This window comes from Pseudomonas silensiensis (assembly GCF_050434865.1).
Lineage (GTDB): Bacteria > Pseudomonadota > Gammaproteobacteria > Pseudomonadales > Pseudomonadaceae > Aquipseudomonas > Aquipseudomonas fluorescens_W.
In genome coordinates this window covers 19,657-44,721 of the sequence record NZ_JBNDJH010000034.1, presented here as the reverse complement: position 1 = coordinate 44,721, position 25,065 = coordinate 19,657, and the positions used below count along the sequence as shown (strand labels likewise).

Here is a 25,065-nt window from a genome sequence, read left to right as displayed (position 1 = left end):
TTAGATCATCTCTTCGCCGCCCTTCCCGCCGAGAACGATTTCTCCGGCTTCGGCCATACGGCGGGCAATGGTGAGGATTTCTTTCTGCGCGGTTTCCACGTCGCTGACGCGCACCGGGCCTTTGGCCTCGAGGTCGTCGCGCAACAGTTCGGCCGCCCGTTTGGACATGTTCTTGAAGATCTTCTCTTTGACGCCTTCGTCCGAACCCTTGAGGGCCAGCACCAGCACGTCGGAAGACACTTCGCGCAGCAGCGCCTGAATACCGCGATCGTCGACATCGGACAGGTTGTTGAACACGAACATGAGGTCTTCGATCTGACCGGACAGGTCTTCGTCGACTTCGCGGATCGAGTCCATCAGCTGACCTTCGATCGAGCTGTCGAGGAAGTTCATGATGTCTGCCGCACGCTTGATGCCACCCAGGGTGGTGCGCGAGGCATTCGAATTGCCGGAGAACTGCTTCTCGAGAATCTGGTTGAGTTCTTTCAGGGCCGCAGGCTGCACAGTGTTCAGCGAGGAGACCCGCAGAATGATGTCCAGACGCACCTTGTGGTCGAAGTTGCCGAGTACTTCGCCGGCCTGGTCCGGATCGAGATACGCCACGACGATCGCCTGGATCTGCGGGTGCTCGTAACGGATCACGTCGGCAACGGCGCGCGGTTCCATCCACTTCAGGCTGTCGAGGCCACTGGTGTTGCCGCCCAGCAGGATGCGGTCGATCAGGCCGTTGGCCTTGTCTTCGCCCAGCGCCTGGGTGAGCATTTTGCGCACGTAGTCGTCGGAGCCGACGCCGAGGCTGGTCTGGTCGCCGACAATGTCGACGAACTCGCTCATCACCTGCTCGACCTGCTCGCGGTGCACGTTACCCATTTGGGCCATGGCCACACCCACACGCTGGACCTCTTTGGGCCCCATGTGGCGCAGCACTTGGGCGGCATCGGTGGAGCCCAGCGACAGCAGCAGAATCGCGGCTTTGTCGACCTTGCTCAGTTTGGCGGCAACGACTCGGTTATCACTCATCTGCGTTAATCCACTCTTTCACGACCTGGGCCACGCGACCCGGATCTTCTGCCACCAGACTCTTGATTGCGTTCAACTGTGCGTCATAGCCTTCGCTCGGGCTCGGCAGCAGAATGCTGGTCGGGCCACCGAGACTGACGCGGTCGTTGGCCAGTTCGCCGTCCAGGCCACCCATGCCACCCAACTCGACGTCGCTGCCGATGCCTAGCTGTTTGTCTTTGCCGCCGCCGGTGATGTTGTTGAGCACCGGACGCAGCACACCGAACACCAGCACCAGGATGAACAAGACACCCAGCACTTGCTTGACGATGTCCCAGAACCAAGGCTGGGAGTAGAACGGAATCTCGGCAATCACTTCACCGCGCTCGGCGGAGAACGGCATGTTAATCACGCTGACGCTGTCGCCACGGCTGGCGTCGAAGCCGACGGCGTCCTGAACCAGGCGAGTGAAGCGTGCCAATTCATCGGCAGTCCACGGCGCACGAGTGGTTTCACCGTTGGCCGCGTTGATCTTGACCTGGTCATCCACCACCACCGACACCGAGAGGCGATTCAAACGGCCCTGTTGTTGTTTGGTGTGGCTGATAGAACGGTCAAGCTCGAAGTTCTTGGTGGACTGTTGACGCTTGTCCGCCGGATACGGTGCAAGCATAGGCTGGCCGGTGGCCGGGTCCATGATTTGCTGACCGTTGGCATCCAGCAGTGGCTGGCCTGGCTGCACCATGCCGGCCGACGCGGTAGCGCCACCGGTGGTTTGCGGTGCGGAGGCAGGCGACGGCGGCTGGTTGCTCAGGGCTCCCGGCACACCTTGTGGGCCATTGCTGGCGGTACGCTGCTCGTTGACCGACTGCTCGCTGCGCAACGCCGGTTGGTCCGGGTTGAATTGCTCGGAGGTCGACTCAACGGCACTGAAATCCACATCGGCCGAGACTTCGGCTTTATAGCGATCGTTGCCCAGCACCGGTTGCAGAATGTTATGCACGCGCTGAGTCAGCATGCTTTCCATGCGACGGCTGTAATCGAATTGCTTGCCGGCCATGGTCAGTTCGGAATTTTCCGCCTGATCCGACAGCAGGTTGCCCTTCTGGTCGACGACAGTGATCTGGGATTTGCTGAGTTCGGGAACGCTGGTGGCCACCAGGTTGATGATTGCCAGTACCTGGCCAGGCTCCAGCGAGCGGCCGGCGTACAGTTCCACCAGAATCGAAGCGCTCGGCTTGCGCTCGTCGCGCACGAACACCGAACTTTTCGGGATCGCCAGGTGCACACGGGCACCCTTGACGTTGTTCAGGCTGGAAATGGTGCGGGCCAGTTCGCCTTCGAGACCACGACGATAACGGGTCGCTTCCATGAACTGGCTGGTGCCCAGGCCCTGGTCCTTGTCGAGAATTTCAAAACCGATGTTGCCGTCGCTGGGAGTGACACCAGCGCCCGCGAGTTTGATTCGCGCACGGGACAGGTCATCGGCCTTGACCAGCAAGGCACCGGAGTTCGGTTCAACGGTATAGGGAATGTCGGCTGCGGCCAGGGTATCCATGACCTGTTTGGCGTCCATACCGGCAAGGCTGCCGTACAGAGGCCGGTAGTCCGGCTGCTGGGACCACAACACCACGGCAAAGCCAATCGCCACGCTCGCAGCCAGGCCGACCAACAGGCCCACCTGACGCAACATGGTCATCTCGGAGAGGTTTTCCAGGAAGGACAACCCGAACAGCGGCGGCTTGCCGTCTATTGGAGTGGCCTTGGCCGGAACATTATCGGCGACTGCTTCTGCCATGACTCAAATCGTCCTTAAACCGGCATCTGCATGATGTCTTGGTATGCCTGAACCAGCTTGTTGCGTACTTGGGTCAACGCTTGGAAAGACACGCTGGCCTTCTGCGAGGAAATCATCACGTCCGTCAGGTCGACGCCACTTTTGCCGATCTCGAAGGCACTGGCCAACTGATTGGACGCCTGCTGGGTGTCGTTCACTTTATTGACGGCCTGACCGAGCATGTCGGAAAAGCTGCTGCCACCCACTTCAGGAACAGCAGCCGTCGATTTTGACGCAGACATGGCATCCATTTGCATGGAACGCATGTCCAGCATCAATCGATTGAATTCAATACCTTGGCTCATGGCTTCTCTCTTTGACGAGCTACGTCTTTGGCGACCCGCAATTTTTTGACACTCACTCGGCGGGTAGTGAGGTGTTAGCAACAAGGGTGCCAGCTCCGTGGCTGCTCTAAACAAAAGCCGTCCCCGGTTTTGCATGGCTAACGAATCAGGTGGCGAACAAATAAGCTTCCACGTCCATTCCGGCGTCACGCATCTGCGCCAGCTTGTAACGCAGGGTGCGCGGACTGATGCCCAGTCGCTCGGCGGCCTCTTTGCGACGACCGCGTTCGGAGCGCAAGGTGTCGATGATCATCTGGAATTCACGGCGACGCAGGTCATCGCCCAGCGCCCCGGCCGATTCGGCGTCGACTTCTACTGCGCGCACAGTCGTCGGCGCCAATGCCGGCAACGGCGCACACGCCACAGGCCCGGCCAGGCAGAAATCCTGCGGCTGGATCAAACCGCCCTGCTGCAGAATCAAGGCACGCTGGATCGCGTTATCCAGTTCACGCACGTTGCCCGGCCACGGATAACCAATCAGGCACGCCTGTGCCTCAGGCGAGAGCTTCGCCGCGGCATGCTTCATTTTATTGACGTACTTGGCCAGAAGGCGCTCGGCCAATGGCAGGATGTCGGCGGTACGTTCGCGCAACGGACGCCAGGCCAGCGGAAACACCGACAGGCGATAGTAGAGGTCTTCACGAAAACGCCCCGCCGCCACTTCACCCGCAAGGTCACGATTGGTGGTTGCCACGACCCGAATATCCAAGGTGATCGGCTTGCGTGCGCCAACTCGCTCGACTTCACGCTCCTGCAAAACCCGCAACAACTTGGCCTGGAGCCCGAGGGGCATCTCGGAAATTTCGTCGAGCAGGATAGTCCCGCCATCAGCCTGTTCGAACTTGCCGGCCTGCGCCGCGATGGCGCCGGTGAACGAGCCCTTTTCGTGACCGAACAGCGTGGCTTCGAGCATGTTGTCGGGGATGGCTGCGCAGTTGATCGCAATGAACGGCTGACTGGCGCGATGGGAGTGCTGATGAATGTAACGCGCCAGCACTTCCTTGCCGGTCCCGGACTCACCGGAGATCAACACCGTGGAATCACTGCGCGCCACCCGTGCGGCCAATTCCAGCAATTGCGCACTGGCCGGCTCAAACGCTACAGGCCCCTCACCCTCGGTCGCACCGAGACTGCCCAGCGCATGACGCGCCACCAGATCGAGCAATGCCTTGGGCTCGAACGGTTTGACCAGGTAATCCGCCGCGCCCTGGCGCATCGCATCGACTGCCCGCTCGACAGCGCCGTGAGCCGTCATCAGCAGCACCGGCAGCTGCGGCTGACGAGTGCGCAGCAATCCGAGCAGTTGATGGCCGTCCATTCCCGGCATGTTGACGTCACTCAGCACCAGGTTGAACGCCTCATTACCAACTGCCGCCAGCGCTTCTTCTGCCGAGCCGACCGCCGTGTAGTCGTGCCCCGCGAGCAGCAGCGTATCCGCCAGTGCTTCGCGTAACGCGCGGTCGTCCTCGACCAGCAAAACCTTGATTGCCATGTCCTTCACTCCGCTCCCTGAGCGCTGGGCTTTTCACCCGAAAAAAGCGGCAGGATCACCTGCGCACACGTGCCGCGACCGAGCCGCGAGCGCAGCTGCAATTCTCCTTGATGAGCGCGCGTCACTGCCTTGACCACGGTCAGGCCGAGGCCGGTTCCAGTGGTTTTAGTGGTAAAAAACGGCTCACCGAGTCGTGCCAGTACTTTCGCGTCGATACCACTGCCACTGTCACTGACAGATACGCGCAGGTTGTTGTCACGGGTATAGAAATGGACTTTCAAACGCACATCGCCGGCGCTGGCCTGGATGGCGTTCTCGATCAGGTTCAGGATCGCCCCGACCAGCGTGTCGCGATTGCACAGCAACTCGCCCGAATGACTGTCGCACTGCCAACGAATCGGCAGGTCCTGCACATGGGTCAGCGCGGCCGCCTGCAGCGACTGCATCAGCATTTTTGGCGTGACGCGATCAGTCAGCGGCAGCTCGCCACGCGCAAACACCAGCATGTCGCGAACTTGATGCTCCAACTCATGCAGACGCTCTTTCAGGCGCCCGGCAAAACGCTGCTGGGTCTCGACCGGCAACGCTTGCTCAGTCAAATGACTGGCGTAGAGCAAGGCGGCGGACAAGGGGGTACGGATCTGATGAGCCAGCGAGGCGACCATTCGGCCGAGGGACGAGAGTCGTTCGTGGCGGGCCAGTTGATCTTGCAGATGACGGGTTTCAGTCAGGTCGTTGAGCAACACCAACTGACCGGGCTCTGCATCCAGCGAGCGAGTAGAGATCGACAAACGCCGACCGTCCTTGAGCGAGATTTCGTGACCATCGTCTTCACGGGGCGCAAAGCAGCGGGCAATGACATGACGCCACAGCTCGCCTTCGAGGGGCAGACCGAGCAGCTCACAAGCAGCGGGGTTGGCTTCGCGCACGATGCCTTGGGCGTCGATGACGATGACGCCGCCGGGCAACAGATCGAGGAGGTTTTGCAGACGGTTGGCCAGGCGTTCTTTTTCCGCCAGTTCCTGCATGCGCTGAGCACTGACCACCGCCAGCTCACCCTTGAGCTCGGTGACCCGGGCTTCGAGCATGCTGTAGGAATCGGTCAATTGACTCGACATCTGGCTGAACAGTGCAAACGCCTGCTCAAGGCCAAGCCGGCTCGCCTGCTCTACGGACGACGGTTGTCCCGAAGCGTCAGGGACAGGAGACATCTGGGCGGCTTGGGGCATTGTGCTCTCTCGCTTGGCTGACCGTCAGTTAAACGGAACGTTGCGAGGGATGTAGCAATACCCGTGCCTAAAAAAAACCGCCTATAAATGAAGGACTTGAAAAACAGGCGTCAATCATCCGCCTGTTCATCTCCATCACGACGGCTCATGCCGTACTTGCGCATCTTTTCCACCAGTGTGGTGCGACGAATGCGCAGGCGTTCGGCGGCGCGCGCAACGATGCCATTGGCATCATCCAGCGCCTGCTGAATCAGCCCTTGTTCCAGACCACCGAGGTAGTCCTTCAGGTCCAGACCTTCCGGCGGCAACAGGGCGCCAGCAGAGAAGTCCGGAGCATGACCGTTGATGGCCACGCGTTCTTCAAGATCGCTGCGCAAGCTGTCGACCAGTTGCTCGTCTTCGTCATCGACGTAACGGAATTTCTTCGGTAGCTCGACCACGCCGATCACCCCGTACGGATGCATGATCGCCATGCGTTCCACCAGGTTGGCGAGCTCGCGGACGTTGCCCGGCCAGCCGTGGCGGCACAGCGACATGATCGCCGCGGAATTGAAACGGATCGAGCCACGCTTCTCGTGCTCCATGCGCGAGATCAACTCGTTCATCAGCAGCGGAATGTCTTCGACACGCTCGCGCAGTGGCGCCATTTCGATCGGGAACACGTTCAGGCGGTAGTACAAGTCTTCGCGGAAGGCGCCGACCTCGATCATGCTTTCGAGATTCTTGTGGGTCGCCGCGATGATCCGCACATCGGCGCTCTGGGTCTTGTTGCTGCCCACGCGCTCGAAGGTGCGTTCCTGCAATACGCGCAGCAACTTGACCTGCATCGGCAACGGCATGTCACCGATTTCATCGAGGAACAGCGTGCCGCCATTGGCCAGTTCGAAACGCCCGGCGCGGCTGGTGATTGCCCCGGTGAAGGCGCCCTTCTCGTGGCCAAACAGTTCGCTTTCCAGCAACTCGGCCGGGATAGCCCCACAGTTGACCGGTACGAACGGCGCGTCACGACGCTTGGAGTGATAGTGCAGGTTGCGCGCGACCACTTCCTTGCCGGTCCCGGACTCACCGAGGATCAGCACACTGGCATCGGTGTCGGCGACTTGCTGCATCATCTGGCGGACGTGTTGAATCGCCCGGCTGGTGCCGACAAGACTGCGGAAAAGATTGGGTTCACGGTGACGACCGCGCTCGCGGGCCTGGTCGTACATCTCGCGATAGACCTGGGCACGGTGCAGGGAGTCGAGCAACTTGCTGTAGCTGGGCGGCATTTCGAGGGTCGAAAGCACTCGGCGACGCTGGTCGTCTGGCAAGTCAACGGAAGAATTATCACCCATTAACAAAACCGGAAGGAACTCATCCCAGGTTGAGAGTGTCTTTAACAGGCCCGTAAGTGCGCCAGGAGCATTGACCGTCCCGATGAGGACACAGATTACTTCGCGACTTGATGACAATGAGCCGACCGCCTGCTGCCAGTCATGGCTACCGCAGGGTAAATTTTCTTCGCCAAGAAAATTTAAAATCACCGCCAGGTCGCGGCGGCGGACGCTATCGTCATCAATCAGCAGAATTTTGGTTTCACGCCACATGCAATAGCAACTTCCCTAGTCAACTCAATGCCCAAAATGATGGGGCAAGCTAGACGCTTGCAGGCACGTTATGCCTGTAGACGCCTGAAATCTGGAATCAGCCACTAGTTAAGTCAAAAAACCGTGCACAGTCAAATTTATGGCGCACTATGTTTGGATTAACCGGGAATTAATTAACCAAACAGATGGTAAACCTTTGCCGCGCTCTGCGCATGGGTGATCTGCGACATCTCGTCAACTATCGCTTGGCGCTCTCCCATCGTCGCACTCAGCAAATCCTTGTACACCGCCAACAGCCCTTCCAGATTGCTCCGCAACGCTTCTTCGTCGATCGGCGCCTCGCTCAGCACCTCATCGACGCACTCGCGACAGGCCGTATCCAGTTCGCTGATCGCATCCCAATTACGCGCCGCCAAGGCGTCAACCAAGGCTTCCCGGGTTTCTTCAATCCGCTGCAGTGCTTGACTCATGGCGCTATCCTCAGACCCGCAGGCCTATTGGTTTGCAATTGCATCCCAGCCGCTTTTCAGGGTATCGAGCAGACCCGATACTTCGTCGATGATCGCTGCATCGTTGTTGCGATTGGCTTCCATCAGCCGCGTCATCATGTAGGCGTACAAATTGTCGAGCTGCTGCAACGAAGCCGGATCTTCGGTCTTCTCCGGGTTCAGGCCGTCACGTAGGCCAATGATGATGTCTACGGCCTTGCCGAGCATCAATCCCTTGAGTGCGATGTCACCCCGTTCCATTGCGCCCTTGGCTTGAGCCATGCGGTCCAGCCCACCCTCCATCAGCAACTGAACCAGGCGATGGGGATTGGCTTCAGAGATCTGAGCATGGGAATTGACCTTCTGATACTGGCGAAGGGCTCTCATGGGATTCATGTTTCTACCTCGTGACAGACAACAAATGAAAATAGGTTTGCTCTGATCATTATGTCGACTGGTCGACACAAAACTTTAACGCCAACCCGCTACCCAAGAAAAAACCCAGGCGCTGTAATGACAGCCGGCCTGGGTTTTTTTATGCCTGATCCGGATCAGTCGGACTTCGGATTGTTCAGTGCGTTGAGCGTGGTCATGATGCTATCGCTTTGCGCCCGCAGCTTGGCCACCAAAGAGTCCATCGCGGTGTACTTGGCGGTCAGGCTCAACTGCAGGCTGGACATCCGCGAATCGAGGGTGTCCTGCTGCTTCTTCAAGTCGGTCAGGCTGTCGCTCAGGCTTGCCGATCGCGCGGCGAACACGCCGGTCTTGCTCAGGGCGAAGCTGTCGGTCGCGGTTTTCATACGCGCCAGCAAACCGGTATCGCCAGTAAAGATCGCGTTGATGTCGGCGGCATTGGTCAGCACCGCAGTATCCCACTGCTTGTCGTCGATCGTCAGGGTGCCGGTTTTCTGGTCCGTCTGCACGCCAAACTGGGATAACGCTTTCATCTGGCCCGTGCCCGACATTGCGTTCAGCTCGGTGCGTACGGCAGACACCAGTGAGCGCAACGAGGCATCGCCGGTCAGGGCACCGGACGTTATCGAACCATCGGCGTTTGTGGTGACCTGGGTTTCGGCATTGGCAGCCTTGATCAAAGCGTTGTAGGTGTCGACAAAGCCTTTGACCGAAGACTTCAGCGTCGTGCTGCTGGCGGCCACGGTAATGGTGCTCGCTGTCGGCGCGGAAGCACCGGCTGCGGTGGGAGAAATTCCTGTCAGCTTGACGGTCACCCCACTCACGGCGTCGGCGATGGTGTTGGTCTTGGATTCCATGACCAGCCCGTCAAGGGTGTACTTGGCGTTCTGCGGCGGAGCGAGGACCGAGGTGCCGGTTTCCAGGCCCGAGTTGCCCGACAAGGTCAGGTCCGTACCGACACCGGTGGTGGTCGACGTCATCACGAGTCGAGAGCCACTGGCGTCGGTCAGAATGTTGGCGCTCAAGCCCTGGTTGGCATACTGCGAGTTGATCGAGTCTCGAACCTGCTGCAGCGTTGCGCCGACCGGAATGCTTACGTCGTAAGTGTTGCTGCCCTGCTTGATGCTCAGCGTGGTTGGCACCGCGCCTGCGTTGATGACCGTCGAAGCGCCAGCCGCGTAGACCTTGGACGAAATCTTGGACGCCGTGGCCAACTGAGTGACCACCAGCGAGAAACTGCCGGCCGCCGCGCCATTGCCGGTGGTGACAGTGGCTACTTTTTCATCGGAGGTCGAACCGGTCAGCCCATTGAAGCTGGAGGCAGTCTTCATGTTGTCCAGCGCACCACGGAACGCATCCAGCGCTGCCTGGATCTTACCGATCGACGATAGCGAGGTAGTCGCTTTCAGCGTCTGGCTGTTGATCTGTGTCTGCTTCGGTGCCCTTTCGGAATCCACCAAAGATTTCACGATCGCCTGGGTATCGATGTTCGAACCAATACCGCTAACCGTTGTACCCGCCATCATCTCTCTCCTTATCCAGTGGCTGTCGTTTTCTTGACTTAGAGCGTCTAGTCAGCGACAGCAACAAAATTCATGCCAGCTCAAGCCTTGGCGTTAAACAGCAAGCTGCTGGCGTCCGTCAGGCTCTGTGCAAGCTTCAATGCAGTTTCCGAAGGGATCTGGCGAATCACGTCACCGGTTTCGGTGGCGATGACCTTGACCACGACCCGGCCGGTGGAATCATCAATGGTAAAATCCAGCTTGCGCTGGGCAGCCTGGACGAATTCCCTAATATCGGTCACGGCTTTTTCCAGGTCGTCACGCTTGGGCTCGGAGCCCGATTTGGCGACGGGCTCAGCCTTGGGCTGTTCCTGTTTGGCAGCAACGGTCGGCGTTGTACCCTGAGGGGCAACGGCTGGATAAGACAGGTTCAACTTGACGCTCATGTCCATGCTAAATCTCCTCATCACGGAAAAGACGAAAGGGCACGTAAACGCGCCCTTCCGTCAGTCACCAAGCGCTGATATTACTGAAGCAGTTTCAGTACAGCGGATGGCAGCTGGTTAGCCTGAGACAGGATCGCGGTGGAAGCCTGTTGCAGGGTTTGTTGCTTAGTCAGCTGAGCAGTTTCCGACGCGAAGTCGACGTCCTGGATCACGCCACGAGCAGCAGTGGAGTTGTCCGAGATGCTGCGCAGGTTCGACACGGTGCTGTCGAAACGGTTTTGTACGGCACCGAGGTCAGCACGCTGGGAGTCGATGTTGGCGATCGCTTGCGAGATCACGTCAACAGCGTTTTGTGCGTTGGCAGCAGTGGTCACGTCAGTGTTGCTGACCACGGTTTTGGCCGAGCTGACGGTAGTACCGGCAGCAACGAACAGGCCAGTTGCACCAGCGCCGTTCATCGAGTAGCTGTTGGTGGAGTTCAGCGAAACTGCGCCAGTTACCTGAACTGCAGTGGCAGCGGCAGCAACACCAGCGCCGTAAGCACCGGAACCGTCTTTGGCCTGAACCGAGATACCGGCGATGGCACTGGCGTCACCAGCGTTCAGGATGATGTTCTCGCCGGAATCGGATTTGACTTCCAGGCTGTTGGTGGTGGCGTTGAAGTTAACGCTGATGCCCAGTTTGGCAGCGTTGGACTTCAGTTGGTCAGCCAGGCCAGCAGTGTCGGTTACGCCGACCATGTTGACGGCTGCGCCAGCGCCTACCTTGATGGTGAAGTTTGCAGTACCTGGCAGAGCACCAGTGATCGCCGCGGTGTTTACAGTGAACTTGGCTTCAGTGCTAGCAGTAGCCGACAGGCCGCCGATAACGCCGTTCAGCTGGGCAGCGGTCGTTTTTGCAGACTGTCCAGTAACGGTGGTGATGTTAGCGGTTTGGCCGCCACCGGTAACAGCGATGGCACCACCGGTCACACCGGCCAGGCTTGGCGGGATGGCCACACTTTTCAGCTGCTGGGAGCCGATGTTGTTAGCGGATACGTCGCCCAGAGTCATGTTGATGGTCTGGTTGGCGTTAGCGCCTACCTGGAAAGCGGTAGTACCGAAAGAACCGTCCAGCAGGTTACGACCACCGAAGGTAGTGGTGCTGGCGATACGCGACAGCTCGGAAGTCAGAGCCGAGTACTCGGCGTTGTTCGACTTACGGTCATCGGCGCTTGGCGAACCGTTCGCGGAAGCCAGGGCCAGGGTACGCATTTTTTGCAGGATGTTGGTGGATTCCTGCATCGCGCCTTCAGCAGTTTGCGCGATGGAGATGCCGTCACCGGCGTTCTTGATGGCAGTGCCCAGGCCGTTGATCTGGCTGGTCAGACGGTTGGAGATTTGCAGGCCGGCCGCATCGTCTTTAGCGCTGTTGATTCGCAGGCCGGAAGACAGACGTTGCATCGAGTTTTGCAGGTTGCTGGAAGCTTTGTTCAGGTTGTTCTGAACAGTCAACGATGCAAGGTTGGTGTTTACTGTTAAAGCCATGACGAAATCCTCGTTGGATGGATACTGCGGCTTCCGGCCCTGACATCCGTCGGGTGTGGCCTAGAGAACCTACGTAATAGTTATCGTCGTGAAGAGGCTTTGCTTGAGGGGTTTTTTGCAAATTTTTAGTGGCAGCTTGCCAGCCCTTTAGTTTCAAGGCTTTAGAGCCAGAAATTCGGCGCCAGTAAAACGCAAAACGCCCGGAAACTTTCGCTCCCGGGCGTTTTTTTATAGCTTCATTGCTACGCAGCCGATCAACCGCGAAAGAGAATCGCCGAGCCCCACGACAGGCCTACGCCGAAACCACTGATGGCCACACGGGTCCACTTGGAATCGAACACGTGATTCTGCAACAGCAATGGAATACTCGAAGACACCGTGTTACCGGTTTCGAGCATGTCCTTGATGAACTTCTCCGGCTCGCCTTCTTCGAAGCGACGTGCAACGGCATCGACAATCGCCGCACTGCCCTGGTGAATGCAGAAGGCGTCGATATCGTGCGCCTGCAAGTTGGACTCATCCAGCAGCTCATGCAAATGGGCCGGGACTTTCAGCAAAGCAAAGTTGAAGACCTGGCGGCCGTTCATGAAGAACACGCCATCGGTGACCTTGAGGTGCGGCGCACCGGAACCGTCAGTGCCAAACTTCGACTTGCCCAGCTGCCAGACAGCGTTTTCGCCCATCCAGGTCGCAGTGGCGGCATCGCCGAACAGCATGGTGGTGTTGCGGTCTTCCGGGTCGACAATCTTCGAGTACGGATCAGCCGTCACTAGCAGGCCATTTTTCAACCCCGTCGCTTCCATGAACCCCTTGAGGGCATAGATGCCGTACACGTAGCCAGAACAGCCCAGGGAGATATCGAACGCGGCAACATGGGTTGGCAGCCCCAGCTTGTCCTGCACGATCGCAGCGGTATGCGGCAAGCCTTCTTCGTCACCGTTCTGGGTGACGACGATCAGGCAATCGATGGATTCACGTTTGAGTTCGGGACTGGAGGCGAACAGGGCATTGACTGCTTCAACGCACAGATCCGAAGTTTCCTGATCGGCACCCTTGCGCGGCAAAAACGCCGAGCCGATCTTGCCAAGGATGAAGGTTTCGTCCTTGTCGAACTTTGCACCCTGGGCGTAATTGTCAACCCCGGCTGCCGGCACGTAACTCGCTATGTTTTTTATGCCAATCATTATGGCTTCCCAATAATAAACAGCTGAATATCACCGCTCGCTGAATCGAGGGCGTCTACAGTCAGGGCTCAACCCCTAGAGGTGGCAACGTCGGGCCTCAAGGATCGCCTTGATCAGGCCCACCACCTTCACCGCCCGCGGACAGGATACAGTGAAGATGCGCGTTTTGACTGGCGGGTCACTCAGAGATCAGTGCTTTATTTCATTTTGTGACCCCAGCGCAGTCCGGACCTGCCTCGATCTTCTCAAAAAAAACGCAAAAAAAAAGCCAGCCCCTGATGACAGGGACTGGCCGCGAGCCGTCAAGACCGACTCAAAGCTTGTTGAACAGGCCCAGCTGGGAAATCTTCGAGAACGCCAGTTGTGCCGCTTGCAGCATGGTTTGCTGCAAGGTCAGACGTGTCAGCACTTCCGCAGGATCGGTGTTCTTGATCGAGTTACCCGTCGCCTCGTTGATCAGCCCTGTGCTCTGGTTCTGTTCGGCTTGCATGTCCATCACGTTACCCCGGGCACCGATGGCGCCACGGGCCAGGTCGACCTGGTTCTTGGCATTGCCCAGGTTGGCAATTGCCGAAGCCACGGTATCTTCCATAAAGCGCTGCGCGGTCGGGTTGCCTTGGGTCGGTGTGTTAAGCGCCTGACGCAACTGGCTGATGGTATCCAGCACGTTCTGGGTCTGGTGCGTATTGACCGCGATGTCGAACTGATCGCCCGCAGCGGGCGCCCCCCCGCTGAGGGTAAAGCTGACGCCGGCCGCCGTCGCCACGCCAGCCGCCACAGTCCCCGAGGTGACCGGTGTGCTGCTGCTGGTCAATGGACGAGCGAAAAGGTCGAAGGTTGTAGGGCTGGTGAATTTCAGAACCGCCCCGCCTTCAGGGAAAAAGCTTTGATAATCCGCAGCATTGGTCACCGAAGTCTGGCCCACCAAAGCTGTCGATCCGTTGTTCGGCGCACGATTGCTGACAAAGCTGTCCGGCTTGGCCGTCAACTGGAAACTGTGACCGGCGATCACCGCGTCGGCGTTGGTGGCGTTGTCACCGGCCTGGAAAGTGATATCCAGTTTAAAGGTCACGCCACGGAAGTTGACGTCGGAGCCGCCCTTGGTGTTCGGATCAAACACACCGCCCTGACTTGCCTCGGCGGTCACGTCATTGCCCAAGGCATCCGTGATCGAAAACTGGGTGCTGCTGGTGAACGCCAGGGTATACGGCTGACCGCTACGGAAATTCGCATCGAAAGCCGGGCCGGAACTCACCAGGCCCGGCGACAGGGCCACACGCCCGTCATTGACCGCCGGCGCAGTCATGGTGGTCGAGCTTCGAGCGGCGTTGATGGCCTGCTGAAACACGTCCCAACCGGTGTCATTGAGCCCCAGCGACATCGAGTCACCGATTTTCAGCTCCAGCTGGGTCTGGTCACCCTGATAGCTGTAGGTGCCGTCGCTATTGCGCGCAAACGGCTGAGTGTTGTTGCTGGCGCCGGAAAAGATGTACTTGCCGTTGGCATCCTTGCTGTTCATCAGGCTCAGCAATTGGTCTTCGGCCGCGCCGAGCTCCGACGCAATGGATTTGCGGTCATCGTCGTTCAACGAACCGCCACCGGCACGCACCGTCAACTCGCTGACTTTCTGCAGCACGTTGTTGATGCTGTCGAGCACGCTTTCTTCCTGCGCCTGAGCGGTGTTCAACGAGCTGATGTTCGTGGTGTACTGACCCAGCATGGCTTTTTGCTGATCGAGTTGCAGCAGGCGGGCCGCACCGACCGGATCATCCGCCGCTGTCTCAAGCTTCACACCACTACTGGCCTGCTCGGCCGACTTCAGCAGGTTATTGAAGTTGCGCTGATAGTTGGCAGCCGTCGTCGAGTAGTACTGTGCAGTAGAAATACGCATGTTCTACGGCTCCTTAAAGGGCATTAATCAGAGTGCTGAAGATTTCCTGCGCAGTCTTGATGATCTGCGAAGAGGCCGAATAGTACTGCTGGTATTTGATCAGGTTGCCGGTCTCTTCATCGAGATCAACGCCCGACAGCGAGTCTCGAGCGTTCCTGGCCTGGGTCAGGATGGAGTCAGTCGCGGTGGCATCCATTTGACCCTGTTTGGTCATGGAGCCGACCGAGGAGACAAGACCACCGTAGGCCTCAGTGAAGCTCACGCCCGGGCTGGTAGCGTTGGCACCGATCGTGGCCTTGGTTTGCAGACCGAGCAACGCTTGCGAATTGCGGTTGTCGGTACTATCCGGCGCCGTCATCGAGATATTGAAACTGTCGTCCTTGGCGGGACTGCCACTGACAGTCATCGCGACCTTGAAGGTTTTCGCAGCGCCCCCGGCGTCCGTGTAAGGCACCGAAATACTCAGATCATTGTTCTGACCAGGCACGATGCTGCCGGTCCCGATGCTGGTGCCCTTGGCGTCGAACACCTCATAAGCGGTGCTGCTGGTCATGAGCAGACGAACCGGCATCGCCGCCTTGACCGCCGTCTGTACTTCCAGGCGCTGCACCGGATCGTAGATATCCAGTGCAGTACTCAACGCTGGCTGGCTGACAGCACCGGTGCCGTCATTGCCCGAGGCCTTGGTGGACGTCAGCGGAGCGGCTGTGGCCAGGGTCTTGGCGTCAGTCATGACGGTGGTCATGTCTGCCGCAGAACTGCGCGTCGGGGTAATCTTGAAAGTGTCGCCGGCCTTCACCGGTCCAGCATTGAGGCTCAGGCTGAAGCCGTCGATGACCGGGGCTGCGGCCGGGGGCACAGGCAGGGTGAAACTGCCCATGTCGGTATTATCCGACAGACGACGCACGCTGTAGCCGGTGGCACTAGTGAAGGTCACCTGGTAATCGCTGGCCGTCAGCTTGCTGGTGTCCTTGATGGTGACGTCAAGGTTGCCGGAGGTCGGGTCGTTGTTGCCATTGGCGATGCTGCGCTGGCTGATGGCCTTTAGGCTATTGATGTCGTTAAACAACGCCGAGCCGAAATTGCCGTTCTGATCCAGCCCCTGCCCCAACTGCTTGTTGACCTGATCGGCCACCACCATGGCGATGCGACCCAGGCCGTTGACGGCTGGCGTCAGTACGTCGTCGCGGTAACGCAACAGACCGCCCATCTCGCCGCCGCTGACTCGCGAAGTGATATCAATCGTCGAACTGCCGCGATCCATGATGATCGAGGACCGGGTAGGGTCATTCTTGTCGGCCGCCACGCGCAACGTATTGACCGTATCACCGATGACCAGCGGCTGACCGCTGCCCAGATAAATATCCAGCCTGCCGTTGGTTTCTGTGACCTGCGTGCCTACCAGCTCGGAGAGCTGGCGAACGGTCTCGTTGCGCTGGTCCAGCAGGTCGTTGGGCATGCCGCCCGAACTACCGGCCTCGCTGATTTTCTTGTTGTAGGCCGCAACAGTCGCCGCCAGCTTATTGACCTGCTCAGCCATCGAGCCCAGCTGATCGTTGATGTACGTGCCTTGCTGATTCAATTGCTGGGAGATGGCATTGAAGCGACTGCTCAACCCCTGGGCATTGGTCAACAATGCTTGACGTGCAGCGCTGTCATTGGAGTTGGCGGACAGCGTTTGCAACGACGAGAAAAACGATTGCAACGTTTTCGAAATACCGGTGCCGCTGTCGGACAACAGCTTGTCCACTTGCGTGGCTTGCCCCAGATACGCTTGCGCATCGCTATTGAGTGAAGTGGTGGTCTGCAACTGAGCATCGAGGTAGCTGTTGTACACCCGACGTACATCGGCCAGCGTCGTACCGGTGCCGATGTAGACATTGCCGAACTGCTGCGAGGCTTTGGTGCCCTGCACGGTCTGCTGCCGCGAGTACCCGGCGGTGTCGACGTTGGCGATGTTATTGCCGGTAGTCAGCAATGAGGAATGGCCAGCAGCCAGCCCCGACATCCCGATATTGAGCAAACTCATGGTTCAGACCTTATAGCTTATGCCTATAGAGGCGTGGTGGTAGCGCCCGCCGCAGCGTAGTTCTGGTAACTCGTCATCTGCTTGGCTATCTGCGAAATCTTGCTTGCGTAGTCCGGGTCGGTTGCGTAACCGGCCTTTTGCAACTCGCGCACAAACTGTTCTGGGTTATCGGCCGACTTCACAACATCTTGATAGCGATTGTTGGTTTGCAGCAGCGTCACAAGGTCATGGAAGCTGTCCTTGTAAGAGTCATAGGAACGGAACTGAGCCGTCTCCTTGACCATCTCGCCGTTCCTGAATTCGCTGGTGATCGCCCGCGCCGAATCGCCTTTCCAACTGTTGCCGGCCTTGATGCCGAACAGGTTGTGACTGCTGCTGCCATCCTGGGCGCGCATGACCGATTTGCCCCAACCGGTTTCCAGGGCCGCCTGCGCTACCAGGTAACGCGGATCGACACCAATGCGCTCGGCGGCCTCTTTGGCCATCGGCAGCATGGTGTTGACGAACTCGTCGGCGGAGCTGAACGCTTTCTTCGCCGGTGCCAGCGGTATTTGCGCCATGGCACGGCCATAAACCTGCAGGCGCCCGCTGGATGTCGCATCCGTTTGCGAAGCCAGCCAATCGCCGTTGTACAGGGGACCGGCACCGGTCTTGGTGCTCTGCGGCATTTGGAGGTTGTTCTGCACCGTCGTGGCGGTCACGGCAGGGGTCGATGCCGACGGCACCAGCCCTGCGAGCAAGCGGTCGGCCAGTTTCGGCGGCAGCGCCAGACGTCGTTGATTGATCAGCGCCATGTCATTGCGATGAGCGCCCTCGCCCACGCTGGCTGGCGACTTCACTGAGCGCGAAGCCCACAACGGACGCTCGCCATTGAGGCGCGACAGCGGCCCGTGGGTGGCGACCGTGCCGGCGGCAATCGGGGTTTCCACGGCAGCTTTCGCGGCAGCTTGCTTGGCGGCTGACGCGGCAGCGGCCTCGCCCGGGGCCAGCGGTTTGTTCTTCGACATCTGACGCATCAACACGTCAGCCAGACCGATACCACCACCCTCACGAGACATGGAAACGGCCAACTGCTGGTCGTACATTTCCTGGTATTGCTTGGCGGCCGGCGTGTTGAGCGGATTGTCCTGGCCCAGCGTCTCAGTGGCCGAGCGCATGGACTTGAGCATTTCACCGAGGAACAGCGACTCGAATTCCTGCGCAACCTTGCGCATGTTCGCGTCACTGTCCTTGTCGCCGACTTTGAGCTGGTTCAAGCGATTGAGGTCCGAATAGGAACCCGAATCGTTGCTGCCAACCCCCAATCCGCCCTTGCGCATATCCATGGTCGCCGTCCTCAGATCACGATCAGGTCGGCTTGCAACGCGCCGGCCTGTTTCAGTGCTTCGAGGATCGCCATCAAGTCACCCGGCGCCGCGCCGACCTGGTTCACCGCACGCACGATTTCGTCGAGGGTGGTACCCGGGCCGAACTTGAACATCGGCTTGGCTTCCTGTTGAGCGTTAACCCGCGAGCGCGGCACTACAGCAGTCTGACCATTGGACAGAGGGCCGGGCTGGCTGACGATCGGGTCTTCGGTGATGGTCACGGTCAGGCTGCCGTGGGTCACGGCGGCCGGGGAAACCTTGACGTTCTGGCCAATCACGATGGTGCCGGTCCGCGAGTTGATGATGACCTTCGCCACTGCCTGGCCCGGGTCGACTTCAAGGTTCTCGATGATCGACAAATAGTCGACGCGCTGGCTTGGATCAAGTGGCGCGCTGACACGAATCGAACCGCCGTCGATGGCCTGGGCAACGCCAGGGCCGAGCATATTGTTGATCTTGTCGACGATGCGCTTGGCCGTGGTGAAGTCCGAACGATTGAGGTTCAGCGTCAGGCTGTTGCCCTGGTTGAAACCGCTCGGCACCGAACGCTCAACCGACGCACCGCCCGGGATACGACCGGCCGACGGAACGTTGACGGTGATCTTCGAACCGTCACGACCTTCGGCGTCAAAACCGCCGACCACCAGGTTGCCCTGAGCGATCGCATAGACGTTGCCGTCGATACCCTTGAGCGGCGTCAGCAGCAAGGTGCCGCCGCGCAGGCTCTTGGAGTTACCGATGGACGATACAGTGATGTCGACCTGCTGACCCGGCTTGGCGAACGCTGGCAAATCAGCACTGATCGACACCGCCGCAACGTTCTTCAACTGCACGTTGCCCGAACCCGGCGGCACCTTGATGCCGAACTGCGAGAGCATGTTGTTGAAGGTCTGCAGGGTGAACGGGGTTTGAGTCGTCTGGTCGCCGGTACCGTTAAGCCCGACCACCAGGCCGTAGCCGATCAATTGGTTGGAACGCACGCCGGAAATACTGGCGATATCCTTCAGCCGCTCGGCTTGCGCGTTGAACGCTGCGGACAGCATCAGGGCGGCCACCATCAGGTGTTTGAGATTCAACATGGGGCGGGTCATCTCTTATTTCCTGGGTTGCGTTGAGGCCTGAGCGCGGGCCAGGCAAGGCGCAGGCCGCCGCCAATGGTCGCTCCCTTGGCAAGGCCTGCAACGCAGCATGGCGCGCGCTCAGGCACAACCCGAAGGGCCGGGCCTGCTTTTACGCAGGGCAGCGTTACTCGTCGTTTATTTGGAACAACCAAACCACACTCCTCGCGCCTTGCCCTGCGTAAAAGCAGACCCGGCGCAACCCAGGAAATAAGAGATGACACGCCCCCCACCTAGAAAGGGAACAGCGGGCTGAGGAAGAAACGGTCGAACCAGCCTGGCTGACTCGCATCGGCAAACGAACCGGTGCCCGAATAGGTGATGCGCGCATCGGCGATACGGGTCGACGAAACGGTGTTGTCAGTCGCGATGTCATCGGCACGAACAAGCCCTGCAATCCGCACCAGTTCATCACCGGTATTGAGGGTCATCCACTTCTCGCCGCGTACGGCGATGATGCCGTTGGGCAACACGTCAGCGACGGTCACCGTGATCGAGCCAGTCAGGCTGTTGCCCTGCCCGGCCTTGCTGTCACCTTTGGTCGCGCGGTCGCCGCTGTAGCTGGCATCCAGACTCAGGTCGCCGCTGCCGAGCGGGTTATTCGTGTTGGGCGTACTGCCGAACAATGAGGACAGGCCAATGCTGGTCTTACTGTTCTTGCCGACCTGGGAATTGGCGTTTTTGCTGGCTTGGGTCTTCTCGTTCAAGGTAATGGTGATGATGTCGCCGACCCGGAACGCCTTGCGGTCGCTGTACAGGTTCTGTTCGAAACCGGCCTGGTAGATCGAGCCGTTATTGGCGGCAGCCGGCAGCGGTGTGCGCGGCAACACCGGAGCGTAGTAAGGGTCATTGGGCTTGGGCGTCGGACCGACGCAGCCCGAAAGCGCGGCGATCCCACTCAGTGCCAGAACAGATACGAAGCGATTCATGACCCTACCTCACGGTGTTGCAGGCGACCTCATGGTCGCCTCATAGACTTGATTACAGATTCTGCGTTACGAACGAGAGCATCTGGTCGGCGGTGGAGATCACCTTGGAGTTCATCTCGTAAGCGCGCTGAGTGGTGATCATGTTGACCATCTCTTCAACGGTGCTGACGTTCGAGGTTTCCAGGGTGTTCTGCAGGGTGGTGCCGAAACCGGCCAGGCCCGGGGTGCCGACTTGCGGCGCGCCGCTGGCAGCGGTTTCCAGGAACAGGTTGTTGCCCACAGCCTGCAGACCGGCCGGGTTGATGAAGTCGGCGGTTTGCAGGTTGCCGATCACCTGAGATGCCGGGTTGCCGGCAACGGTGATGGACACGGTGCCGTCGCGACCGACAGTGAAGGTCTGTGCATCGTTCGGGATGACAATGGCCGGTTCCAGAGCGAAGCCACTGGAGTTCACGATCTGACCATTGGAGTCCAGGTGGAACGTACCGTCACGGGTGTAGGAAGTCGTGCCGTCCGGCTGCAGAATCTGGAAGAAACCGCGACCGTCGATGGCCATGTCCAACGGTTGCTCGGTGGTTTGCAGGCTACCGGCGGTGAAGTTTTTCTGGGTGCCGACAATGCGCACACCGGTACCCAATTGCAGGCCCGACGGCAGTTCACTGTCCTGGGTCGACTGGGCGCCTGGCTGGCGTTTGATCTGGTAGAGCAAGTCCTGGAATTCGGCGCGGTCACGTTTGAAACCCGTGGTCGACACGTTGGCCAGGTTGTTGGAAATGGTCGTCAGGTTGGTGTCCTGGGCGGACAGACCTGTTTTGGCAACCCATAGAGCCGGAAGCATTCGATTCTCCTCGTGCGCCTGTTTTACGGCGCGACGTTCTGATAATTAGCTGATCTGCAAGACCCGAGCCATGGCCTGGTCGTCTTCTTTGGCGGTGTTCATCATCTTGATGTGCAGCTCGAACTGCTTGGCCAGGGCCAGCACCGAAGTCATCTCTTCCACGGCGTTGACGTTGCTCGACTCAAGGAAACCGGACACCAGTTTGACGTTGGCATCGGCTTGCGCCGGCTTACCGTCCTTGGTGTGGATCGAACCGTCCAGGCCTTTGGTCATGTTCTTGAAATCAGGATTAACCAGCTTGATGCGGTCGACTTCCGCCATCACGCGCGGACCTTCGCCCATCGCGCGAATGCTGATGGTGCCGTCCTCGCCCACTTCGATTTGCTGCTCGGGCGGCACGGCAATCGGCCCGCCATTGCCCATCACCGGCATACCGTTGCCGGCCCGCAGCACGCCCAGGGCGTCGACGTTCAAGCTGCCGGTGCGCACGTAGCTTTCGCCGCCGTCAGGGTTCTGCACGGCGATCCAGCCATTGCCTTGCACCGCGACATCGAGGTCGCGACCGGTTTCCACCAGCGCGCCAGGGGAGAAGTCGGTGGCCGGACGTTCGGACAGGGCAAACGCACGCGCCGGAAAGCTGTCACCGAACACCGGCATCGAACGCGCCTGCTCCAGGTCTTTCTGGAAGCCGTTAGTGGAGATGTTCGCCAGGTTGTTCGCATGAGCCTTTTGCGCCAGTGCATTCTGGCTGGCGCCGGTCATTGCCACATAAAGGTACTTGTCCACACTCTTTCCTCTGCATGCCGGACGTTTGCCGCCCACTGCTGTACTGATGAGCCATAAGCAATTTGCAGACCAACTTTTTTCTGGCGGCGCGGGGACCGGCAAACAAAGGACTTGAGGGGTTCAGAGGGGAATTGAGGATTGAGTCAGAGACGAAAAACCGGCGGTGTTATGCCGGTTAGTGGCAAGCACTGACCTTTGCAGTCAAAAGATCCCCCTGTGGCGAGGGAGCTTGCTCCCGCTGGGCTGCGAAGCCGCCCCAAAAGATTGGCCGAGGCCTGACAGGGAAGTCGCGTCGGATGGTTTTGCGGCCGCTTCGCGCCCGAGCGGGAGCAAGCTCCCTCGCCACAAAGTAGTCATTGCCTCAGCTTAAGCGCCGGGTTCTTTGCCGACTTCGTACTCACGCAACTTGTTGGCAATGGTCGTATGCGAAACCCCCAACCGCTTACCCAGTTGCCGACTGCTCGGGTGCTCGGAATACAAACGCTCCAGCACCGCTTTCTCGAAACGCCCGACAATCTCGTCAAGCCCGCCCTCGAGCGAGAAATCGCCAAGTGGCTGACGCACGCCGTAGTCCGGCAGGCGAATATGTTCGGCTTTGACGGTCCCACCCTCACACAACGAAACCGCCTGGAACAACACGTTTTCCAATTGCCGAACATTGCCCGGCCAATGGTAGTGACTGAGCCGCTCCATCGCCGCCGGCGCCAGTTTCGGCAGCGGGCAACCGATCTGCCGACTGGCCTGATCGAGGAAGTGTTCCACCAACGGCGTCAAACCATCGAGGCATTCGCGCAGTGGCGGGATGTGCAGCGAAAGCACGTTCAAACGGTGATACAAATCCTGGCGAAACTCACCCCGTGCGCACAGCTCGGACAGGTCGACCTGCGTCGCGCAGATCACCCGTACATCCAGATAAACCTCTTCATCGCTGCCCACACGACGGAAGCAACCGTCCTGCAGGAAACGCAGCAATTTCACCTGTAAACGCGGGCTCATTTCCCCGACGCCATCGAGAAACAGCGTACCGCCTGCCGTCAGCTCCAGCAGCCCGAGCTTGCCTTCGGCCCGCGCCCCTTCGAAAGCGCCGGGGCCGTAGCCGAACAGCTCCGTCTCGGCCATGGACTCCGGCAAACCCGCGCAGTTAAGCGCCATCAACGGTGACTGCCCCCGCGGACTCGCCAGGTGGCAGGCTCGCGCCAACAACTCTTTACCCGTACCGGTTTCGCCTTCTATTAATAGCGGCGCATCCAGCGGCGCCATGCGTCGGGCTTCGCGCACGACGGCAGCCATCACCTTCGAGCTTTGAAAAATGCTGTCGAAGCCGCGCAACTCCTGCTTGCGTACGTTATAGATGCGCTCACCGACCCGGTCGGCGCGGTGCAGCGTGAGTACCGCGCCGGCCATGGCTTCGCTGTCGTCATGCTCCGATTGCAGCGGCGCGATGTCGGCGAGAAACACGTCACCCTTGACCTTCACCCGCAAGCCGTTGATCCGCGACTTGTTGGCGCGCACCAGTTCCGGCAAGTCAAAATCCTCGGCGTAACGCGACAGCGGAATCCCTGGCACCTCATCCACCCGCACGCCGAGCAACTGCGCCGCCGCGCGGTTGGCCGCGACGATCGAACCGCCCATGTCGATCGACAGCACCGGGAACTCCAGGGCGCCGAGCAACGCATTGAGTTCCATGTGCCGACGCTCGCTGGGCATCAGCCCTACGCGCTTGACGCCAAAAACCCCGGCAATCGACTCGAACTTGGGGCGCAACGCCTGAAACTGAATGTTGATCAGGTTGGGGCAATGCAGGTAGATCGCGTTGCCATGCTCTCCGCCAACCTCGCCGCGAGCGACGTTGATCCCGTACTCAACCAGCAGGTTGAGAATGTCGCGCAGGATGCCGATGCGGTTCTGGCAGTGGACTTTGATACGCATATAAAGGCCCGAAACAGAGGTGATCGTGGGCCTGAACAGGGATTTTTCTGCACAGGCAACAACTTAGTCGTCAAGATTATGTGACACCTGCACACCATTTCAAACCCTGAAATCGCAATCCCTACGCCACAGCGGCCGATCCGTAACGAATACTTTACAAAAATCGACGATTTTTCCTACGAGCTGCGCTACTCGCGTGCTGCAAAGCCGCATTTCTTGAGGTATTTCTAAGTCCATAGCAGGACATAACAAGAACGAAATCCCCTAGCAGGAGAGCAGCATGAAGCAGACGCAATACGTGGCTCGTGAGCCCGATGCGCAAGGTTTTATCGACTACCCCGCCGAAGAACACGCGGTGTGGAACACGCTGATTACTCGCCAACTGAAAGTGATCGAGGGTCGTGCGTGCCAGGAATACCTGGACGGTATCGAAAAACTCGGTCTGCCCCACGACCGCATTCCGCAACTCGGTGAGATCAACAAGGTCCTCGGTGAAACCACCGGGTGGCAGGTTGCCCGGGTACCCGCGCTGATCCCCTTCCAGACCTTTTTCGAATTGCTCGCCAACAAGCAGTTCCCGGTAGCGACGTTTATTCGTACCCGCGAAGAGCTGGATTACCTGCAAGAGCCGGACATTTTCCACGAGATTTTTGGCCACTGTCCGCTGCTGACCAACCCTTGGTTCGCTGAATTTACCCACACCTACGGCAAACTTGGCCTACAGGCTTCCAAGGAAGAACGCGTGTACCTGGCGCGTTTGTACTGGATGACCATCGAGTTCGGCCTGGTCGATACAGCTGAAGGCCTGCGCATTTACGGCGGCGGCATTCTTTCCTCTCCAAAAGAAACCGTTTACTGCCTGTCGAACGAACCTGAGCATCAGGCCTTCGACCCGCTGGAATGCATGCGCACGCCGTACCGCATCGACATCCTGCAACCGCTGTACTTTGTCCTGCCGAACCTCAAGCGCCTGTTCGACCTCGCCCACGAAGACATCATGGGCATGGTCAAGCAAGGCATGCAGCTGGGCTTGCACACACCAAAATTTCCGCCAAAGGCTGCGTGATCCGCAGCTTTTAGAATCAAGTGAGCCTGTCAGGAACCGACGCTTTGGTTTAGCGTGGTGAATTG

The 25,065-nt window shown here is 59.1% G+C and carries 21 protein-coding genes; 1 reads left to right on the top strand and 20 read right to left on the bottom strand.

The window, feature by feature from the left end; translation table 11 throughout:
* From fliG to QF010_RS31440, 20 genes are all read right to left on the bottom strand, one after another.
* Entirely contained in the window at positions 1–1,020 is a 1,020-nt protein-coding gene (fliG, locus tag QF010_RS31535; protein WP_429512340.1) for a flagellar motor switch protein FliG, read from the bottom strand.
* Positions 1,013–2,797, bottom strand: coding sequence for a flagellar basal-body MS-ring/collar protein FliF (gene fliF, locus QF010_RS31530; RefSeq protein ID WP_033055977.1), 1,785 nt, complete (start codon positions 2,795–2,797; stop codon positions 1,013–1,015). Before fliF ends, fliG begins: the two co-directional genes overlap by 8 nt.
* A gap of 14 nt (positions 2,798–2,811) precedes the next feature.
* A complete protein-coding gene (gene fliE, locus QF010_RS31525; RefSeq protein ID WP_033055975.1) occupies positions 2,812–3,141 on the bottom strand; it encodes a flagellar hook-basal body complex protein FliE in 330 nt (109 codons plus the stop codon).
* A 145-nt stretch (positions 3,142–3,286) separates the two neighbouring features.
* Positions 3,287–4,672: a sigma-54-dependent response regulator transcription factor FleR gene (gene fleR / locus QF010_RS31520; protein WP_033055973.1), complete on the bottom strand. Its 1,386-nt coding sequence runs from the start codon at positions 4,670–4,672 to the stop codon at positions 3,287–3,289.
* 5 nt (positions 4,673–4,677) lie between these two features.
* Positions 4,678–5,883, bottom strand: coding sequence for a sensor histidine kinase (locus QF010_RS31515; RefSeq protein WP_197281729.1), 1,206 nt, complete (start codon positions 5,881–5,883; stop codon positions 4,678–4,680).
* Between the two features lie 128 nt (positions 5,884–6,011).
* Positions 6,012–7,487 carry a sigma-54 dependent transcriptional regulator gene (locus QF010_RS31510; protein WP_429534617.1) on the bottom strand — a complete coding sequence of 492 codons (1,476 nt, stop codon included), beginning with the start codon at positions 7,485–7,487 and terminating at the stop codon, positions 6,012–6,014.
* A 173-nt stretch (positions 7,488–7,660) separates the two neighbouring features.
* Complete coding sequence (fliT, locus tag QF010_RS31505) at positions 7,661–7,957, bottom strand: flagellar protein FliT (protein WP_033055969.1); 297 nt, start codon at positions 7,955–7,957, stop codon at positions 7,661–7,663.
* Positions 7,958–7,981: 24 nt separating this feature from the next.
* Entirely contained in the window at positions 7,982–8,371 is a 390-nt protein-coding gene (gene fliS / locus QF010_RS31500; protein ID WP_033055968.1) for a flagellar export chaperone FliS, read from the bottom strand.
* 155 nt (positions 8,372–8,526) lie between these two features.
* A complete protein-coding gene (gene fliD, locus QF010_RS31495) occupies positions 8,527–9,912 on the bottom strand; it encodes a flagellar filament capping protein FliD (protein WP_429512333.1) in 1,386 nt (461 codons plus the stop codon).
* Positions 9,913–9,992: 80 nt separating this feature from the next.
* Positions 9,993–10,343 carry a flagellar protein FlaG gene (locus QF010_RS31490; protein WP_033055966.1) on the bottom strand — a complete coding sequence of 117 codons (351 nt, stop codon included), beginning with the start codon at positions 10,341–10,343 and terminating at the stop codon, positions 9,993–9,995.
* Positions 10,344–10,417: 74 nt separating this feature from the next.
* The gene (locus QF010_RS31485; protein ID WP_033055965.1) at positions 10,418–11,863 is read right to left on the bottom strand and encodes a flagellin N-terminal helical domain-containing protein; all 1,446 of its coding nucleotides are present in this window, start codon (positions 11,861–11,863) and stop codon (positions 10,418–10,420) included.
* 254 nt (positions 11,864–12,117) lie between these two features.
* The gene (locus QF010_RS31480; protein ID WP_033055964.1) at positions 12,118–13,047 is read right to left on the bottom strand and encodes a ketoacyl-ACP synthase III; all 930 of its coding nucleotides are present in this window, start codon (positions 13,045–13,047) and stop codon (positions 12,118–12,120) included.
* 313 nt (positions 13,048–13,360) lie between these two features.
* Positions 13,361–14,938, bottom strand: a complete 1,578-nt coding sequence (locus tag QF010_RS31475) for a flagellar hook-associated protein 3 (protein WP_033055962.1) — start codon at positions 14,936–14,938, stop codon at positions 13,361–13,363.
* A gap of 13 nt (positions 14,939–14,951) precedes the next feature.
* The gene (flgK, locus tag QF010_RS31470) at positions 14,952–16,967 is read right to left on the bottom strand and encodes a flagellar hook-associated protein FlgK (protein WP_429534616.1); all 2,016 of its coding nucleotides are present in this window, start codon (positions 16,965–16,967) and stop codon (positions 14,952–14,954) included.
* 23 nt (positions 16,968–16,990) lie between these two features.
* The gene (gene flgJ / locus QF010_RS31465; RefSeq protein ID WP_429534615.1) at positions 16,991–18,292 is read right to left on the bottom strand and encodes a flagellar assembly peptidoglycan hydrolase FlgJ; all 1,302 of its coding nucleotides are present in this window, start codon (positions 18,290–18,292) and stop codon (positions 16,991–16,993) included.
* A gap of 11 nt (positions 18,293–18,303) precedes the next feature.
* Positions 18,304–19,413, bottom strand: coding sequence for a flagellar basal body P-ring protein FlgI (locus QF010_RS31460; RefSeq protein ID WP_033056083.1), 1,110 nt, complete (start codon positions 19,411–19,413; stop codon positions 18,304–18,306).
* A gap of 272 nt (positions 19,414–19,685) precedes the next feature.
* Entirely contained in the window at positions 19,686–20,381 is a 696-nt protein-coding gene (gene flgH / locus QF010_RS31455; RefSeq protein WP_033055959.1) for a flagellar basal body L-ring protein FlgH, read from the bottom strand.
* 52 nt (positions 20,382–20,433) lie between these two features.
* Positions 20,434–21,219: a flagellar basal-body rod protein FlgG gene (gene flgG, locus QF010_RS31450; RefSeq protein ID WP_033055957.1), complete on the bottom strand. Its 786-nt coding sequence runs from the start codon at positions 21,217–21,219 to the stop codon at positions 20,434–20,436.
* 45 nt (positions 21,220–21,264) lie between these two features.
* Complete coding sequence (locus QF010_RS31445) at positions 21,265–22,005, bottom strand: flagellar basal body rod protein FlgF (RefSeq protein WP_429512325.1); 741 nt, start codon at positions 22,003–22,005, stop codon at positions 21,265–21,267.
* A gap of 366 nt (positions 22,006–22,371) precedes the next feature.
* Positions 22,372–23,934: a sigma-54-dependent phenylalanine hydroxylase transcriptional regulator PhhR gene (locus QF010_RS31440; RefSeq protein ID WP_033055953.1), complete on the bottom strand. Its 1,563-nt coding sequence runs from the start codon at positions 23,932–23,934 to the stop codon at positions 22,372–22,374.
* A 280-nt stretch (positions 23,935–24,214) separates the two neighbouring features.
* On the opposite strand from QF010_RS31440, the gene phhA reads away from it, so the two are divergent.
* Positions 24,215–25,000: a phenylalanine 4-monooxygenase gene (gene phhA, locus QF010_RS31435; RefSeq protein ID WP_033055950.1), complete on the top strand. Its 786-nt coding sequence runs from the start codon at positions 24,215–24,217 to the stop codon at positions 24,998–25,000.
* Positions 25,001–25,065: the final 65 nt, after the last annotated feature.

Coding starts and splice junctions, on each gene's coding strand:
- fliG (WP_429512340.1), bottom strand. CDS start 1,020: ATGAGTGATAACCGAGTCGTTGCCGCCAAACTGAGCAAGGTCGACAAA.
- fliF (WP_033055977.1), bottom strand. CDS start 2,797: ATGGCAGAAGCAGTCGCCGATAATGTTCCGGCCAAGGCCACTCCAATA.
- fliE (WP_033055975.1), bottom strand. CDS start 3,141: ATGAGCCAAGGTATTGAATTCAATCGATTGATGCTGGACATGCGTTCC.
- fleR (WP_033055973.1), bottom strand. CDS start 4,672: ATGGCAATCAAGGTTTTGCTGGTCGAGGACGACCGCGCGTTACGCGAA.
- QF010_RS31515 (WP_197281729.1), bottom strand. CDS start 5,883: ATGTCTCCTGTCCCTGACGCTTCGGGACAACCGTCGTCCGTAGAGCAG.
- QF010_RS31510 (WP_429534617.1), bottom strand. CDS start 7,487: ATGTGGCGTGAAACCAAAATTCTGCTGATTGATGACGATAGCGTCCGC.
- fliT (WP_033055969.1), bottom strand. CDS start 7,957: ATGAGTCAAGCACTGCAGCGGATTGAAGAAACCCGGGAAGCCTTGGTT.
- fliS (WP_033055968.1), bottom strand. CDS start 8,371: ATGAATCCCATGAGAGCCCTTCGCCAGTATCAGAAGGTCAATTCCCAT.
- fliD (WP_429512333.1), bottom strand. CDS start 9,912: ATGGCGGGTACAACGGTTAGCGGTATTGGTTCGAACATCGATACCCAG.
- QF010_RS31490 (WP_033055966.1), bottom strand. CDS start 10,343: ATGGACATGAGCGTCAAGTTGAACCTGTCTTATCCAGCCGTTGCCCCT.
- QF010_RS31485 (WP_033055965.1), bottom strand. CDS start 11,863: ATGGCTTTAACAGTAAACACCAACCTTGCATCGTTGACTGTTCAGAAC.
- QF010_RS31480 (WP_033055964.1), bottom strand. CDS start 13,047: ATGATTGGCATAAAAAACATAGCGAGTTACGTGCCGGCAGCCGGGGTT.
- QF010_RS31475 (WP_033055962.1), bottom strand. CDS start 14,938: ATGCGTATTTCTACTGCACAGTACTACTCGACGACGGCTGCCAACTAT.
- flgK (WP_429534616.1), bottom strand. CDS start 16,967: ATGAGTTTGCTCAATATCGGGATGTCGGGGCTGGCTGCTGGCCATTCC.
- flgJ (WP_429534615.1), bottom strand. CDS start 18,292: ATGGATATGCGCAAGGGCGGATTGGGGGTTGGCAGCAACGATTCGGGT.
- QF010_RS31460 (WP_033056083.1), bottom strand. CDS start 19,413: ATGTTGAATCTCAAACACCTGATGGTGGCCGCCCTGATGCTGTCCGCA.
- flgH (WP_033055959.1), bottom strand. CDS start 20,381: ATGAATCGCTTCGTATCTGTTCTGGCACTGAGTGGGATCGCCGCGCTT.
- flgG (WP_033055957.1), bottom strand. CDS start 21,219: ATGCTTCCGGCTCTATGGGTTGCCAAAACAGGTCTGTCCGCCCAGGAC.
- QF010_RS31440 (WP_033055953.1), bottom strand. CDS start 23,934: ATGCGTATCAAAGTCCACTGCCAGAACCGCATCGGCATCCTGCGCGAC.
- phhA (WP_033055950.1), top strand. CDS start 24,215: ATGAAGCAGACGCAATACGTGGCTCGTGAGCCCGATGCGCAAGGTTTT.